We start from the raw sequence: 15,448 nt of genomic DNA, 5'->3' as shown, positions 1-15,448 counted from the left end.
CGCGAGACGCCCCGTCCACCTGACCTTCGCCGACCTCGGAGCAGCCCAGCGTGAGGACGATCGACGACCTGCAGGTCACCGGCCACCGCGTACTCGTCCGCAGTGACCTCAACGTGCCGTTGGACCATTCCGGGTCCGCGCCGCGCATCACCGACGACGGGCGGGTACGGGCCAGCCTGCCGACCATCCAGGCGCTTCTCGAGCGGAACGCGAAGGTGGTCGTCTGCTCGCACCTGGGGCGCCCGAAGGGAGCTCCGGAGGCGAAGTACTCGCTGGCTCCGGTCGCCGAGCGGCTGTCCGAGCTGCTCGGCGTCCCGGTCGCCTTCGCCGGTGACGGCAGCGGCGACATCGCCGGCGACCGGGCCCGCCACGTCGTCGGCGGGCTCGGGGAGGGCCAGGTGGCCCTGCTGGAGAACCTCCGTTTCCACCCGGGGGAGACCAGCAAGGACGCCGCCGACCGCGCCGCCTTCGCCGACGAGCTCTCGGCGCTGGCCGAGTTCTACGTCGGTGACGCGTTCGGTGCCGTGCACCGTGCGCACGCGAGCGTGGCCGAGGTGCCCAAGCGCCTGCCGCACGCCGTCGGGCAGCTGGTGCTGGCGGAGCTGGAGGTGCTGCGCGCGCTCACCTCCGAGCCGGCCCGACCGTACGCGGTGGTGCTCGGTGGGTCGAAGGTGTCGGACAAGCTGGGAGTTATTCGCGCGCTGCTGCCCAGGGTCGACTCGCTCCTGGTCGGTGGCGGCATGTGCTTCACCTTCCTGGCCGCGCTGGGCCACCCGGTCGGCGCCTCGCTCCTGGAGAGCGAGATGATCGACACCTGTAAGAGCCTGCTGGCGGAGGCCGGCGACCGGCTCGTGCTGCCCACCGATGTGGTGGTCGCCGACAGGTTCGCCGCCGACGCCGCGCACCGGGTGGTCGCCGCCGACGCGATCCCGGACGGCTGGCTCGGCCTGGACATCGGCCCGGAGGCGACCGCGGCGTTCGCGGGCGTGGCCGGCGGTGCCGCGACGATCTTCTGGAACGGCCCGATGGGCGTGTTCGAGTTCCCGGCGTTCGCCGCCGGCACCCGCGGTGTCGCCGAGGCCGTCGCCGCCGGCTCGGGTTTCTCGGTCGTGGGCGGCGGGGACTCCGCGGCCGCCGTGCGCACCCTGGGCATTCCCGAGGCGAGCTTCACCCACATCTCCACCGGCGGCGGGGCCAGCCTCGAGTTCCTGGAGGGCAAGACCCTGCCCGGGCTCGCCGCACTCGACGCCTGAACGACGCCAGAGACAAACATCCAGAACACCATCAGGCACCGGACGAAGGGATACGGGAACGTGGCGAAGGGGGCACCCGCCCGTACATCGGGCGGGTCCGGCCGGCGGACACTGGTCGCCGGCAACTGGAAGATGAACCTCAACCACCTCGAGGCCATCGCGCTGGTGCAGAAGGTCGCCTTCGACCTGAAGCCGGCCGAGCTGGAGAGGGCCGAGGTCGTCTTCCTGCCGCCGTTCACCGATCTGCGCAGCGTCCAGACCCTGATCGACGGGGACAGGCTCGCCGTCGGCTACGGCGGCCAGGACCTCTCGCCGCATGGCTCCGGGGCGTACACGGGTGACATCAGCGGGCCCATGCTGGCCCGGCTCGGCTGCTCGTACGCGGTGGTCGGGCACTCCGAGCGGCGCACCTACCACCACGAGGACGACGCGCTGGTCGCCTCGAAGGCCCGCGCGGCCTACACCCACGGCATCACGCCCATCGTCTGCGTGGGCGAGCACGAGGCGATCCGGACCGCCGGCACTCACATCGAGCACGTACTCGAGCAGCTGGAGGGCTCGCTCGCCGGAGTCACGGCGGAGCAGGCCGCGACGCTCGTCGTCGCCTACGAGCCGGTCTGGGCCATCGGCACCGGGAAGACCGCCTCCGCCCAGGACGCCCAGGACATGTGCGCCGCGATCCGTGGCCAGCTCGCGAAGCTGTTCGGCGAGCCGGTCGCGGCCGGGATCCGCGTGCTCTACGGGGGCTCGGTCAAGGCCGCGAACGCCGCGGAGCTGTTCACCCGGCCCGACGTCGATGGTGGCCTCGTCGGCGGTGCGAGCCTCGTCGCGGAGGAGTTCGTCGGGATCGTCCGCGCTGCGCCGTGAGCCTGGGAAGCTCCTGCTCGGGCACCGGGGCGGTGTCATGTACGTTGACACGATCGTCGGGCCTGATCGGGTACGGCGTTTCAGGCCTACACGACGGCGGGAGCTGGTCTGGATGACGGTCGGTCTGTCGATCGCACTGATCGCCACGAGCGTGCTGCTCGTGTTGCTGGTGCTGTTGCACCGGGCCAAGGGCGGCGGCCTGTCGACCCTGTTCGGCGGCGGGGTCTCCTCCTCCCTGGGCGGGTCCTCGGTCGTCGAGAAGAACCTCGACCGCCTCACTGTCGCGGTGGCCCTCCTGTGGATCACCTGCATCATCGGTCTCGGTCTGCTTCTGAAGAATTGAAAGCCACCGCTTCCGGGCGGCGTCCGCGTGTCTCCCGGATGATCTGCGCCCTCGCCGCCATCCTGCTCGCGGCGGCGGGGTGCAGTCCGGACTCCGATCCGGCACCCGGGCCGATGGCGGCGACCCCGTCCACCGCGCCGACCACCGCACCGCCTGACGGCAAGCCCGGGGGCACCCTGCGCCTGCTCACCGGGCAGATGCCCAGCGGCGACCCGGGCTGGGCCGACGAACCGGGGGAGCAGGCCTTCGCCCGTCTGGTCACCCGGCAGCTCTACAGCTACCCCACCGACACGGACGTGACGCGGGCGACGATCCCGCGGCCGGACCTGGCCGTCGGCGAGCCGGTGGTCACGATGGGCGGCACCGTCTACACCGTGCGGCTGCGCTCGGCGGCCCGCTGGAACACCCCGAGTCAGCGCCGGATCACCGCGACCGATGTCGCCCGCGGCTTCAAGCGTATGTGCGCACCGCCGGTGCCGTCGCCGCTGCGCGGGTACTACGCCGCGACCATCCGCGGGTTCGCCGAGTACTGCGCGCAGCTCGCCGTGTCGCCGGTCGCGGACGTGTCGGCCCTGATCGAGAGCGGCTCGATCTCCGGCATCGAGGTCGTCGGGGACGACACGATCGAGTTCCACCTGGTCCGCCCGGTCAACGACTTCGTCGACGTCCTCGCGCTGCCGGCCAGCTCCCCGGTGCCGTTGGAGGCCCTGGCGTACCCTCCGGACTCCCCGGAGTACCTGGACAACCTGATCTCCGCCGGCCCCTACCGGTTCGTGTCCGAGCCGGACGGTGACTACCGGCTGTCCCGCAACCCGTCCTGGAGCGGTTCCTCGGACGGCATCAGGCGGGCGCTTCCGGACCACATCACGGTGACGGACGGCCTCGACGCCGAGACGATCGCCGAGCGGATCGAGGCCGGCGAGGGCGACATGGCCCTGGACGGAGAGGTCCCCCGCGACCAGCTGGACACGCTCACCGGCGACGCGGACGACCGCCTCGTGACCGGCCCGACCGGCACGGTGGTCATGCTCGTCGTCGGGCTCAACGGACCGTCCGCGGCGGCGCTGCGCGAGCAGCAGGTCCGCACGGCGCTGGCGTACTGCGTCGACCGGGTGGCGGTCACCGGGGCGCTCGGCGGCCCGCCGCTCGCCGCCCCGACGGCTCAGCTGCTGCAGGAGCCGATGACCGGCTACCAGGAGTACGACCCCTACCCGGCCGCGGAGGGCACCGGCGACCCGCAGCGGTGCGCCGAAGGCCTGGCGAACAACCCCGGTGGGCGGGTGACGGCGCTGTCGCTGCTCACCACGGACAGCGCCGCCGACGCCCAGGTGGCCGAGGCGCTGCGCGTCGCGTTCGCCCGCGCCGACATCCGGCTGGACGTCCGCGTGCGCAGCAGGGAGCAGTACCGGCAGGTGGTGGGCGACCCGCAGCAACAGTTCTGGGACCTGGCGCTGACCAGGATCGCCCCCGGCTGGTTCGGGGACGCCGCACGCACCGTCTACCAGCCCCTGCTCGACGGGACGTGGATGGGGCCGCGGCCCGCCGACGGCGGCTACCGGCGCCCGGACCTCCAGGCCCGCTTCGAGGCGGCGTCCGAGGCCAGCCCGGCGACCGCGGCCGGCGAGGCCTGGGCGGCGCTGGAACGGACCGTCCTCGCCGACGCCGCCGTCCTGCCGCTCGCGGTCAGCTACCCCGCCCGCCTGCACAGCGCGGCGGTGCAGGCGTTCACGATCATCCCCTCACTCGGAACCGCCGACCCCACCGCGGTTTCGCTGTCGTCCTGACCGGATCCGCACTACCCGCGGGGTGCGCCCGGCGGGTGGTGGCGGCCGGGCGAGGATGCCCACACCTGTGAGAGGGCCATTACGGGCCCTCATTCGCGTAGGGAAGCCCCGGTGGGGGTGGTCGGTGCAACCCGTGGTGGGGCTGCCGGCCTACACTCCGGACAGACATGCTGGGCACGGCCGTGAGCGGCACCGGCACGTCAACGGTGGCGGTTCGGACGTGGGTGGTCCGGCCGCGGGGGGCCGACCGCCGAGCTACCACCCATGGGACGAGACAAAGGAGCACGCGGGCCGTGGCAGGTGGCAACGCCATCCGGGGGAGCCGGGTCGGGGCGGGACCGATGGGCGAGGCCGAGCGGGGCGACACCGCCCCCCGGCAGCGCATCTCCTTCTGGTGCGCCAACGAGCACGAGACGAAGCCGGCCTTCGCAGCCGACGCGTCCATACCGGACACGTGGGACTGCCCGAGTTGCGGCTTTCCGGCCGGGCGGGACCGTGACAACACCCCCGCTCCGCCGAAGACCGAGCCGTACAAGACGCATCTCGCCTATGTGCGGGAGCGGCGTAACGAGAAGGACGGCGAGGCGATCCTCGCCGAGGCTCTGGCGAAGCTGCGGGGCGCGCCGGTGACCTGACCACCCCGCGTTCGGCTGCCCGCTGTGCGGACCATCGAGGCCGGCCATGTGGTGGCCGGCCGGTACCGGCTGGTGGAATGCATCGGCGCCGGTTCGATGGGTGTCGTGTGGCGGGCCGTTGACCTGCTGCTGCGGGTCGAGGTGGCGGTCAAGGCGATCTGGCTCGGCGGCCGTCCGGCCGCGGCCGGGCTCGCCGGCGCGAGCCTGACCGGTGCGGATCGGGCGCGGGTCGCCGCCGCGGTGCGGGAGGCGCGCAGCGCCGCCCAGCTCCGCGCCAACCCGCACGTCGTCTCGGTGACCGATGTCGTCGAGGACGGCGGCCTGCCCTGGATCGTCATGGAGCTGGTCGCCGCCACCTCGTTGGACACCGCCGTGCGCGAGACCGGGCCGCTCCCGGTCGTCCGGGCGGCGGAGGTGGGGCTCGCCGTGCTCGATGCCCTCATGGCCGGTCAGCGGATCGGGCTGCTCCACCGGGACGTCAAGCCGTCGAACATCCTGCTGGCCGTCGACGGGCGGGTTCTGCTCACCGACTTCGGCATCGCGACCCACGTGGCGGACACGACGGCGCCGGGCAGCGACGGCAGCGCCGGCACACCCGCCTACCTGGCGCCGGAACGCATCACCCAGCGGCCCGCCTCGCTGGCCGCGGACCTCTTCTCGCTCGGGGCGACGCTGTACTTCGCCGTCGACGGGAACCCGCCGTTCGCCCGGGACACCGTGCCACTGACTCTCGGCGCGGTGCTGCACGCGGATCCGCCGCCGCTGGTGCGGGCGGACGTGCTGTGGCCGGTGATCGGCGGGCTCCTGATCAAGGACCCCGAGACCCGGCTGGGCGCGGAGGCCGCGAAGGCGCTGCTCGACCGGGCCCTGCGCCTCACCGGAGCCGAGGCCGGAACCGGAAGCGGAAGCGGCGGGACCGGCGGGACCGGCGGGACCGCTCTCGCCGGTCGTCGGCTCGCCACGAGAGGCTCCGCGTCGCCGGAACGTTCGGCGCCGTCCGCAGATCCGGGCGGCCCGGTGGATCCGGTGGCGTCGCTGGGGCCGGCGCCGGCAGAGGATCAGGGGCGGCCCGTCGACCGTGCCGACCGATCACCGCCGGGACGGCCATGGCCGTGGCCCGATCCCCTCCCGCGTCCGCCCCGGCCGCTGACCGTCGGCGCCCTCACCGGTCTGGTGCTGGTCCTGGTCACCACCGGCCTGCTGTGGATGGCGCGGGGCGGTGAACCGGGGCCCGAGGGTGACCCGACGCCCGGTGGCGGCCCGTCATCCGGTGGTGGTCCGTCGTCGGGTGCTCCGTCGTCCGGTCCTCGGGACCTGCTGCCCGCCGGCATTACCGGTTCGTGGGGCGGTTCTGTGACCCAGGGGCCGGTCGAGTTCCCCGTGGAGCTTGTGCTCAGCGGCGGTGGGATCAACGAGATCGTCGGTCGGGGTGACTATCCGACAGAGGGCTGTGGTACGGAGCTGCGCCTGTTGGAGGTCGGCCCGGACAGCATCACGGTGCAGGAACGGCTGGTCCAGGAGGGCTTCCTCTGCAGGGGCGCGGCCCGGCTGGTGCTCGCGCTGCGTCCCGACGGCCGGCTCGCCTACACCTATCCCGCAACCGGGATCAACTCGGTGGGTAACGGCGTGCTCACGAGGGAATGACCGCACCGTATTCGTGCCCGCATGCGCACTCACCCGCGGAAGGTGATGGGGTCGAAGCGCAGGGTGCCCGGATACGGGTATGAGTCAGGCTCACCGGTAGGTGACGGTGAGAGGAGGCAAGGTGGATTCCGACTACCCGCTGCTCAGCGTGTTCCTCTACATGCTGTGGTTCTTCTGCTTCGTTCTATGGCTGTTCCTGCTGTTCACCGTGGTTGCGGACGTCTTTCGCAGCCACGACCTCTCCGGCTGGGGCAAGGCGGGCTGGACGGCCCTCATCGTCATCCTGCCGCTGGTCGGTGTGCTGGCGTACCTGATCATCCGCGGTAGTTCCATGCACGAGCGACAGGCCCACCAGGCCGCCGCCGCCGCGGATCTCTGGCGCGCCCAGGTCCGCCAGGCCGCTGGCCGGCCCAGCCCCGCGGACGAGCTGGCCCGACTGGCAGACCTCCGTGACCACGGGGTCATCAGCGCCAACGAGTTCGAACGGGAGAAGACGAAGATTCTGGCCTGATCAGCGATCCTGGCCCGATCAGCCCGGAGCCCGGACCCGGCCGCCAGCTCCGGCGGCCGGACTCCGGCTCCGGGCCGAGCCAGTCGAGCCGGTCGAGCCAGTCGAGCCGGTCGAGCAAGCCGAGCCAGTCGAGCCGGATCAGCCTTCGGAGGCAGCTCCGCCGGAGCTTTCAGCCCGCGGATCCGCCTCGGGTCGACTCGAGCCTGGACGCCGCGGCCTGGTCGATGAGCCACAGGGTGCGCTCACGCCCCACCGCCCCTGCCGCTGGCCAGGTCACCGGGTCCGCACCTGGGGCGAGTGCCGCCGCGACGGCCTCCGCCTTCTCCTCACCCGCCGCCACCATCCACACCTGGCGGGCGGAGCGCAGGGTCGGGAACGTCATCGTCACCCGCGTGGGCGGTGGCTTGGGGCAGTCGTGGACGGCCGCCGTCGGTTCGGTTGCCACGGCGGCCGGCGACCCGGGGAAGATCGACGCGGTGTGGGTCTCCGGCCCGAGCCCGAGGAGCAGCACGTCGAAGGCGGGGACCAGCGAGCCGGGGGCTGCCCGCGCCGCGAGTGCGACGGCGTACTGCGTGGCGGCGGTCTCCGGCTCCGCCGTCCCGATCGGCCGGATCGCGGCCAGGCCCGCGCGGCCGGACCCGGGCCCCTCTCCCGCGGCGGCGGGCGTGGACTCGACGTCACCCCCGGCCCGGGCCGGGGTGAAGGCCGCGACCGGGAACACCCGCGACAGGTCCAGCGGGATGTGCTCCAGCAGCGCGTCCCAGGCCTGCCGGTCGTTGCGGTCGGGGGAGTCCGCCGGGACGAAGCGCTCGTCGCCCCACCACACGTCCACCCTGGACCAGTCGACCGCATCGAGTGCGGGGTTGTCACGCACCGCCCGCAGCAGCGCCACGCCGATCCCGCCTCCGGTGAGCACGAGGCTGGCCTCGCCCCGCTCGGACTGGGCGTCCACGAGGGCGGTGAGCAGCCGGGCGGCCGCCGCGCGTGCGAGCACGCCGGCATCCGCGTGCACGACGACCGTTGCCGGTGGCGGCGCGGGCGCCGACCCGGGCTCCCGCGCGGTCACGACGCCGCGGGCGGTGCTGTCGGCGTGGCCCCGGCGTGCTCGGCCACCTCGGCGGGCTCCGTGGGTTTCCCCTTGCCTGCCGCCCCGGCGTTGCCCGCCTTTCCGGAGCGTTCCGCGGCTCCGGAACGCTGGGCGGCTCCGGGCCGCCCGCTCGCCCCGGCGGGAGACGTGGCCGCGGTGTGCTCCAGCGCGGGGTCGCGCCAGATGTGCTCGCGGTGCAGCGGTCGGCGGCTCAGGTCGGGGATCTGGCTCCAGGCCGAGAGCGCCTCCGCGTACACGACATCGTCGTCGAGCCGGCGCAGCTCCTCGGCGAGCAGGTCTCCGAGCCCGCGTTCCGGCAGTGGCAGGACCCGGGTGGGGAAGCCCGTGCGGGTGATGCCCGCCGACCGGCTGTCCGTCCGGGCCAGCTCGAGCTCGCCGTCGCCGACGGCGAGCCGCACACCCTGGATGCCCTTGCGCCCGGGCGCGTCGGTGATCGTCACCGGGACCTGCAGCCTCGCCTGCAGCCAACCGGCGAACAGGCAGGCGCTGGGATTGCCGGGCTCGCTGACGACCGTCGCCGGGCCGGCGGTCTCGGAGGCCTGGACCTGGTCGAAGGCCGCCGCCAGCAGGGTGCGCCAGCCGGAGATGCGGGTCCAGGCCAGGTCGGTGTCGCCGGGGACGAAGTCCTCGGCCCGCTGCCGCAGCGCGGCGACCGGGTCGGTGGCCGCGTACGTGCCGGTGACCCGGCGGTCGGCGAAGACCCCGAGCGGATCGTAGGCGATCTTCTCCGGCGGGGCGTCGTACCACCAGGTGACCACCGGTGCGTCCGGAGCCAGCAGCGGCAGGACCACCGACTCCGCGTGCAGCGCGAGCCGCCCGGACATCCGCATCACGACGGCCTCGCCGGGCCCCAGCCGGCCGCCGATCGACACCTCGGCGTCCAGTCGCGGGTGCGGCGAGTCGATCTGGCGGCGGACGACGATCAGCAGCCGGCAGGGATGCGCGGCGGCGGCCGCCGTCGCGGCGCTCTCGGCCTGGCTGACGTGCTGCTCGTCCACGACCACCACGAGCGTCAGCGCGAGCCCGAACGCCAGTGCGCCGGCGGCCCGCCGCTCGGCCGCGAGTGCTTTGACCACCGCCGATCCGGTGGTGTCCCACAGCGTGGTCATGCCTGGCTCCCCTCGGAGTGGCGGTGGTGGGTCATGGCCGGCGCCACCGGCGGCCGTCGCGGCCGAGCATGTCGTCGGCGGCCGCCGGCCCCCAGGTGCCCGCCCGGTAGGTGTGCGGCGTGGTCTTCCGCCAGAAGTCCTCCAGCGGATCGATGATCCGCCACGACTCCTCGACCTCGGCATTGTTCGGGAACAGCGTCGCGTCGCCGAGCAGGACGTCCAGGATGAGACGTTCGTAGGCCTCGGGCAGCGCCTCGGTGAACGCCTCGCCGAACAGGAAGTCCATGGCGACGTCCCGGACCTCCATGGCCGACCCGGGAACCTTGGAGCCGAACCGGAGCGTGACACCCTCGTCGGGCTGGACCCGGATCACCAGCTGGTTGTTGCCCAGCTCAGTGGTGTCGGTGACGTCGAACGGCAGGTGCGGCGCCTTGGTGAAGGTGATCGCGATCTCGGTGACCCGCCGCGGCAGGCGCTTGCCCGTCCGCAGGTAGAACGGCACGCCGGCCCACCGGCGGGTCTCGACACCGAGCTTCACCGCGACGAAGGTCTCGGTGGTCGAGCTGGCGGGGATGTCCGCCTCCTCGAGATACCCGCGGACCCGCTCGCCGGCGAGCCAGCCCTGAGAGTACTGCCCGCGCACGGCGAAGGTCCCGAAGTCGTCGGGGACCGACACCGCGCGCAGCACCTTCAGCTTCTCGGTGCGGATCGTCTCGGCGCTGAAGCTGACCGGCTCCTCCATCGCGGTGAGCGCCAGCAGCTGCAGAAGGTGGTTCTGCAGGACGTCCCGCGCGGCGCCGGTCTCGTCGTAGAAGCCGGCGCGGGTGCCGATACCGACGTCCTCGGCCATCGTGATCTGCACCGAGTCGACGAAGTGCGAGTTCCAGATCGGTTCGAACAGCGTGTTCGCGAAGCGCAGCGCGAAGAGGTTCTGGACGGTCTCCTTGCCCAGATAGTGGTCGATGCGGAACACGTCACCCGGCGTGAACACGTCGTCCACGAGGGCGTTGAGCTCGCGCGCCGAGTCCAGGTCGTGGCCGAACGGCTTCTCGATGACGACCCGCCGCCAGCCGCCCGCGGCATCGTTGGAGGCCAGACCCGTCCGCTGCATCTGCTTGAGGACGACGGGGAAGGCCGTCGGCGGGATCGACAGGTAGAAGGCCGCGTTGCCGCGGACGCCGTGGCTCTGCTCGAGCTCGGCGAGCAGGCTGGCCAGGCCGTCGAAGGCCGCATCGTCGGAGAACGACCCGGACCGGAAGCGCAGCGAGCCCGCCAGCCGCTCCCAGGTGTCCTCCCGGAACGGGGTCCGGGCACCGCGTTCGGTCGCCTCCCGGGCGAACGCGGCGAACTCGTCGTCGCTCCACTCCCGCCGGGCGAACCCGACCAGAACGAAGCCCGGAGGCAGCAGCCCCCGGTTGGCCAGGTCGTACACGGCCGGGATGAGCTTCTTGCGGGCCAGGTCACCGGTTACGCCGAAGACCACCAGAGCACTGTTGTCCGGCAGCCGTGGCAGCCTCCGATCCCGTGGATCCCGCAGTGGGTTGCCACTAGCGGTGGACGCCACCGTTCCCCCTTCAGAGTTCGTGGTGCTCGCGAGTCAGGCCTGCCGATACTGCTGCCCTGCCGATACTGCTGCCGGCCAGCCGGATCCGCCCGGCTGGCCGCCGCTGCGGGCGCTCAGGTCCGCCGAGCCTAGGGCGCGACGGCGCCGAGCTGGTCGCGGATCGTGCCGAGAAGCTGGTTCCAGGAGTCCTCGAACTTGCGGACACCGTCGACCTCGAGGACCTCGACGACGTCGGCCATGTCCACCCCCAGCTCGCTGAGCTGGTCGAAGATGGCGTGGGCCGCCCCGAGGTTGGGGGTGATCGTGTCGCCGGGGACGACGCCGTGGTCCGCGAAGGCCTCGAGGGTCGCCTCCGGCATCGTGTTGACGGTGCCCGGGGCGATCAGCTCCGTCACGTACAGCGTGTCCGGCAGCGACGGGTCCTTCGTGGACGTCGACGCCCACAGCGGGCGCTGCGGCTTCGCGCCCGCCGCGGCGAGCCGCTCCCAGCGCGGGGTGCCGAACACCTTCTGGTGCAGCTCGTAGGCAAGCCGCGCGTTGGCGATCGCGGCCTTGGATCGCAGCTCCGCCGCCTTCGGCGTGCCGATCTTCTCCAGCCGCCGGTCGACCTCGCCGTCGACCCGGCTGACGAAGAAGGACGCCACAGAGGCCACGTCGGAGATGTCACGACCGGCGTCGAGCGCCTGCTCCAGGCCGGTCATGTACGCGTCCATGACCGCCTCGTACCGGTCCAGCGCGAAGATCAGCGTGACGTTCACACTGATGCCCTCGGTCAGGGTCGCCGTGATCGCGGACAGGCCGGCCCGGGTCGCCGGGATCTTGATGAACAGGTTGGGCCGGTCGACCAGCCACCACAGCGCGCGCGCCTCGGCGACGGTGCGCTCGGTCTCGTGTGCGAGCCGCGGGTCGACCTCCAGGGACACCCGCCCGTCGACGCCGCCGCTCGCGTCGTACACGGGGCGCAGAACGTCGCAGGCCTCGCGGATGTCCGCCGCGGTGATCGCACGGACCGCCTCGCCGACGTCCACCCCGCGCACCGCGAGATCGCGGAGCTGCTCCTGGTAGGTCTCGCCGCCCCCGATGGCCTTCTGGAAGATCGTCGGGTTGCTGGTCACCCCGACGACGCCGCTGCCGCCGACGAGGTCGGCCAGATTGCCGGTTCGGAGCCGCTCGCGGCTGATGTCGTCCAGCCAGACCGCCACACCGGCAGCCGACAGGTCGGACAGTGGCTTGCTCATCGGACGTCCTCCTCTGCGCGGCCGTGTCGTCGCGCCGCGGTGGTCTGCATTGTCCGGTGCTACCAATGATCGCATCTGGAGGCACGGTTCCCCGCCGCTGTGACGCGCGCCCGCGCACCGCCCGGGTCGCCCCGGCGTGTCCACGCGCCACCGACGTGGGGCGCCCGGCCGGTCGCGCCACTGCCTTCGCGCCGCCTTCCTTACTGCTTACGGCGACCGTGCCAGATGTCCCTGTCCTCGGCCCTACCCTGCCGCGTGATCCTCACCCCAGAGTCTGGGTCCAGGTGTCCCACGGGAAACGTGCCGAAGAACACTGGACGTCCGGCCTGCCCGGGCCGGGTGGCACGTCACCCGGCGGGCCCGCCTCCCGTGGCCGAATCCACACGCTGGACGCACAGCCAGCCCGGGGCCCCCGGCGGGCGTCACCCACATGCGGGGGAGCGGCTTCGACAGGACCACCGTCGGGACGCAGCCCACGCGCACTCGCCCCCTCCCGACGGCTAGACTCCGACACGTCGTAGAACACCACCCACGCCCTTTCTCGGGCGCCGTCCCGCGCGGTTCGCTGGATGACCGCGCCGATCGCGAGGTCGTTCTGTCTCCCGAGGCCGTTGTTCGCCACCGGCAGGGCTTTCGCCGCCGTCCGGTGACGTCGAGCGGTGGCCGTCCGGCCACGGCGGGATCCGCCCCGCGCGTCCCCGCGCCGGGCGCGGTCCAGCCGTCAGGCGCCGCTGTGACCTCCGCCGCCGTCCCGGCTCCCGCCGTGGCCGGATTGCCTGCCATCGCCGGGCTGCCCACCGCTGCCGGGCTGCCTGCCATCGCCGGGCTGCCAGCCGGCGCGGCACCGGCCGTACCGGCGGAGCCCACCGACGTTGTCCTGGCCGGTTCCCGTGGCCGATGGGCACGAGTGGCCGGCCGGGCCCGCTCGTACATAGCCCTGATGAAACTGCGGGTCGTGGAGCTGCTCCTGGTCTCCACGGTCCCGGTCATGCTCCTCGCCGAACGCGGCATGCCGTCCTGGTGGCTGATCGTGGTGACACTGGTCGCGGGCACCCTGTCCGCGGGCAGCGCCAACACCATCAACTGCTATGTCGACCGTGACATCGACCAGCTCATGGGTCGCACCCGCCGCCGGCCGCTCGTCCAGGAGGTCGTCACACCGGCCCAGGCGCTGCGTTTCGGCATCGTGCTGGGCATCGTCTCGACGCTGATGTTCGGGCTCCTGGTCAACTGGATCTCGGCCGCGCTGTCCGTCGGCGCGATCGCGTTCTACGTCTTCGTCTACACACTGGGCCTCAAGCGGCGGTCGCCGTCGAACATCGTCATCGGCGGAGCCGCCGGCTGCTTCCCCGTGCTCATCGGCTGGTCCGCGGTCACCGGGACCGTCGGCTGGTCCGCGGTGCTGCTCTTCGCGGTCGTCTTCTTCTGGACGCCGCCGCACTTCTGGGCGCTGGCCATCCGCTTCAAGGACGACTACGCCGCGGCCGGAGTGCCCATGCTGCCCGTGGTGGCGACCGCCGAGGTCGTCACCCGCCGCATCGTGACCTACTCCTACCTGATGGTCGCGGTCTCGCTGGCCGTCGGCCCGGTGGCCGACATCGGCCTGGTCTACACGGTGCCGGCGGTGATCCTCGGCGTCTGGTTCATCGCCGAGGCGCACCGGATGTCCGGCCGCGCCCGCCGGGGCGAGGACGTGAAGCCGATGCGCCTGTTCCACATGTCGATCACGTACCTGACGCTGCTGTTCGCAGCGCTGGCCGCCGCATCCCTGCTCTGACGGCCTGACCGGTCCCAGCGCATGCGTCGGGGGAGGGACTTCCACCCCCGACGCATGCGGCAGGCGTCGCAGAGTGCCGTCGGCGTCGCGACCGAGAAGATCGCTGTTGCCTCGATGTTGCGTCCCTTGGCGGCTCGGTATAAATTTTTCTTATGCTCGGCTCATGTGGGTCGTCCTGCTCCATACCGAGGTCGAGCGGTGGTTCCTCGACCTGTGTGACACGGACTCGGCCAGTGCCGACCTGGTCGCAGAAGCCATCGACGTGCTCGGGGAGAACGGGCCCGGTCTGGGGCGCCCACTCGTCGACAGGCTGAGGGGTAGCAGCTACCACAACATGAAGGAACTGCGACCAGGATCGGCGGGGTCGACCGAGATCAGAATGCTCTTCGCCTTCAATCCGCGTAGGGAGGCAATCTTCCTCGTGGCAGGGGACAAGTCAGGTGCCTGGCAGGCCTGGTACAGCACGGCAGTCCCGCTCGCGGACGCGCGTTTCGGCGAGCACCTGATGGCGCTGAAGGAACGGGAGGACTCATGACCAGTCCGTCGAACTGGCGTGATGTCAAGGCGCGCGCGCGGGCGGCCGATCCCGAGTGGGACAACGCGGAACGCACGGCCCATCGCGCTGAACTGCGAGGGCGGATGCTTGCTTCTGTCAGCGGTGCGCAGCTGGCTGAGATCCGCGGGCAGCTCGGGATGACCCAGGCGCAGCTCGCCGAAGCCACCGGTCTGAGCCAGGCGAGGATCAGCCAGATCGAGAACGGGTCCGCGACGGGTCTTGACGTCCTGCGCTCCTACATCACCGGTCTCGGCGGCCAGCTCGACATCGTCGCCCGCATCGGCAATATCCAGCTCAACATCGCCTGACAGCACCGCAGCGGGGCGTGTCCGGTCGTGAGCTCTCCCGACGGTTCTACGAACAGAGCATCCGGCAGCTGGTCTGGGGCGTGCCCCACGCGGCAGCGCTGCTTGGCAAGGGCTCCGAGGTCCTCGGGCTCGACGACGAGATCTCCACCGACCATGACTTCGGCCCACGCGTGCAGTTGTTCGTCGAGCGAGGTAGCGAGACGGCGCGATCGAAGCCGCCCTGGAACATCTGCCAGCCGACTTCGACGGCCATCCCGTCGTGTATCCGGTCGGTGACCGCCATGGCGGACGGCCCCATCACCAGGTCGAGGTGACCACCGCGCGGGCCTTCTTCACTGCCCACCTGGGCGTCGACCCCGCCGACGGGCTCGAGCTGGCCGACTGGCTGCTGGCTCCCACCCAGATCCTGGCCAGCCTGACCGGCGGCCCGGTCTTCCACGATCCGCTGGACCTGCTCACCGGCCGTCGTCAGGCTCTGGCCTGGTATCCGGACGACGTCTGGCGCTACGTGCTCGCTGCGAGCTGGCTCCGGGTGAGCCAACAGGAGGCGTTCGCCGGCCGGGCCGGAGCCCGCGGCGACGACCTGGGATCGCGGACCGTCGCAGCCGGGGTGGCCCGTGACCTCGTCCGGATCGCCTTCCTCGTGGAACGCCGCTGGGCCCCGTACAACAAGTGGCTCACCACAGTCTTCATCGGGCTCGGCGTCGCCGACAAGGTCGGCCCCCACCTGAACCGGGCGCTCGGCGCCACC

Annotated in this window: 15 protein-coding genes and 1 pseudogene; 12 read left to right on the top strand and 4 right to left on the bottom strand. The window is 72.2% G+C overall.

Annotated elements, in window-relative coordinates; translation table 11 throughout:
• The first annotated feature begins 50 nt into the window (after positions 1-50).
• From AB1460_RS04650 to AB1460_RS04620, 7 genes are all read left to right on the top strand, one after another.
• On the top strand, positions 51-1,253 hold the full coding sequence (locus tag AB1460_RS04650; protein WP_368959333.1) for a phosphoglycerate kinase: 1,203 nt from the start codon (positions 51-53) through the stop codon (positions 1,251-1,253).
• A gap of 60 nt (positions 1,254-1,313) precedes the next feature.
• On the top strand, positions 1,314-2,120 hold the full coding sequence (gene tpiA, locus AB1460_RS04645) for a triose-phosphate isomerase (RefSeq protein WP_368959332.1): 807 nt from the start codon (positions 1,314-1,316) through the stop codon (positions 2,118-2,120).
• Between the two features lie 112 nt (positions 2,121-2,232).
• Positions 2,233-2,463: a preprotein translocase subunit SecG gene (gene secG, locus AB1460_RS04640; protein ID WP_018640359.1), complete on the top strand. Its 231-nt coding sequence runs from the start codon at positions 2,233-2,235 to the stop codon at positions 2,461-2,463.
• Between the two features lie 38 nt (positions 2,464-2,501).
• Complete coding sequence (locus AB1460_RS04635) at positions 2,502-4,247, top strand: ABC transporter substrate-binding protein (protein WP_368959331.1); 1,746 nt, start codon at positions 2,502-2,504, stop codon at positions 4,245-4,247.
• Between the two features lie 293 nt (positions 4,248-4,540).
• Positions 4,541-4,882 (top strand): RNA polymerase-binding protein RbpA, encoded by a 342-nt coding sequence (locus tag AB1460_RS04630; protein WP_006538993.1) that lies wholly within the window; start codon positions 4,541-4,543, stop codon positions 4,880-4,882.
• A 24-nt stretch (positions 4,883-4,906) separates the two neighbouring features.
• Entirely contained in the window at positions 4,907-6,526 is a 1,620-nt protein-coding gene (locus tag AB1460_RS04625) for a serine/threonine-protein kinase (RefSeq protein WP_368959330.1), read from the top strand.
• Positions 6,527-6,647: 121 nt separating this feature from the next.
• Positions 6,648-7,037 carry an SHOCT domain-containing protein gene (locus AB1460_RS04620; RefSeq protein WP_368959329.1) on the top strand — a complete coding sequence of 130 codons (390 nt, stop codon included), beginning with the start codon at positions 6,648-6,650 and terminating at the stop codon, positions 7,035-7,037.
• A gap of 169 nt (positions 7,038-7,206) precedes the next feature.
• Here the strand turns inward: AB1460_RS04620 and pgl are convergent, their stop codons facing one another.
• The 4 genes from pgl to tal all read right to left on the bottom strand — a co-directional run bounded on the left by pgl (position 7,207) and on the right by tal (position 12,056).
• The gene (gene pgl / locus AB1460_RS04615) at positions 7,207-8,103 is read right to left on the bottom strand and encodes a 6-phosphogluconolactonase (RefSeq protein ID WP_368959327.1); all 897 of its coding nucleotides are present in this window, start codon (positions 8,101-8,103) and stop codon (positions 7,207-7,209) included.
• On the bottom strand, positions 8,100-9,254 hold the full coding sequence (locus AB1460_RS04610; RefSeq protein ID WP_368959326.1) for a glucose-6-phosphate dehydrogenase assembly protein OpcA: 1,155 nt from the start codon (positions 9,252-9,254) through the stop codon (positions 8,100-8,102). The genes pgl and AB1460_RS04610 overlap by 4 nt, the downstream gene beginning before the upstream one ends.
• Positions 9,255-9,285: 31 nt before the next feature.
• Complete coding sequence (gene zwf, locus AB1460_RS04605) at positions 9,286-10,818, bottom strand: glucose-6-phosphate dehydrogenase (protein ID WP_368959324.1); 1,533 nt, start codon at positions 10,816-10,818, stop codon at positions 9,286-9,288.
• A gap of 128 nt (positions 10,819-10,946) precedes the next feature.
• A complete protein-coding gene (gene tal, locus AB1460_RS04600) occupies positions 10,947-12,056 on the bottom strand; it encodes a transaldolase (RefSeq protein ID WP_368959322.1) in 1,110 nt (369 codons plus the stop codon).
• Between the two features lie 733 nt (positions 12,057-12,789).
• On the opposite strand from tal, the gene AB1460_RS04595 reads away from it, so the two are divergent.
• The 5 genes and pseudogenes from AB1460_RS04595 to AB1460_RS04575 form a co-directional block, all read left to right on the top strand.
• Positions 12,790-13,833: a heme o synthase gene (locus tag AB1460_RS04595; protein ID WP_420497191.1), complete on the top strand. Its 1,044-nt coding sequence runs from the start codon at positions 12,790-12,792 to the stop codon at positions 13,831-13,833.
• 163 nt (positions 13,834-13,996) lie between these two features.
• Positions 13,997-14,368, top strand: a complete 372-nt coding sequence (locus AB1460_RS04590) for a type II toxin-antitoxin system RelE/ParE family toxin (RefSeq protein ID WP_368959320.1) — start codon at positions 13,997-13,999, stop codon at positions 14,366-14,368.
• Positions 14,365-14,697, top strand: a complete 333-nt coding sequence (locus AB1460_RS04585) for a helix-turn-helix domain-containing protein (protein WP_368959319.1) — start codon at positions 14,365-14,367, stop codon at positions 14,695-14,697. The genes AB1460_RS04590 and AB1460_RS04585 overlap by 4 nt, the downstream gene beginning before the upstream one ends.
• A 17-nt stretch (positions 14,698-14,714) precedes the next feature.
• Complete coding sequence (locus tag AB1460_RS04580) at positions 14,715-15,011, top strand: hypothetical protein (protein WP_368959318.1); 297 nt, start codon at positions 14,715-14,717, stop codon at positions 15,009-15,011.
• A pseudogene (locus tag AB1460_RS04575) lies at positions 14,957-15,316 on the top strand (DUF4037 domain-containing protein); the annotation flags it as partial. The gene AB1460_RS04580 and the pseudogene AB1460_RS04575, both read left to right, overlap by 55 nt.
• Positions 15,317-15,448 lie beyond the last annotated feature (132 nt).

It is taken from the genome of Parafrankia sp. FMc2, from assembly GCF_041008525.1.
Taxonomy (GTDB): Bacteria; Actinomycetota; Actinomycetes; order Frankiales; family Frankiaceae; genus Parafrankia.
This window is presented reverse-complemented; position numbering and strand designations above follow the sequence as displayed.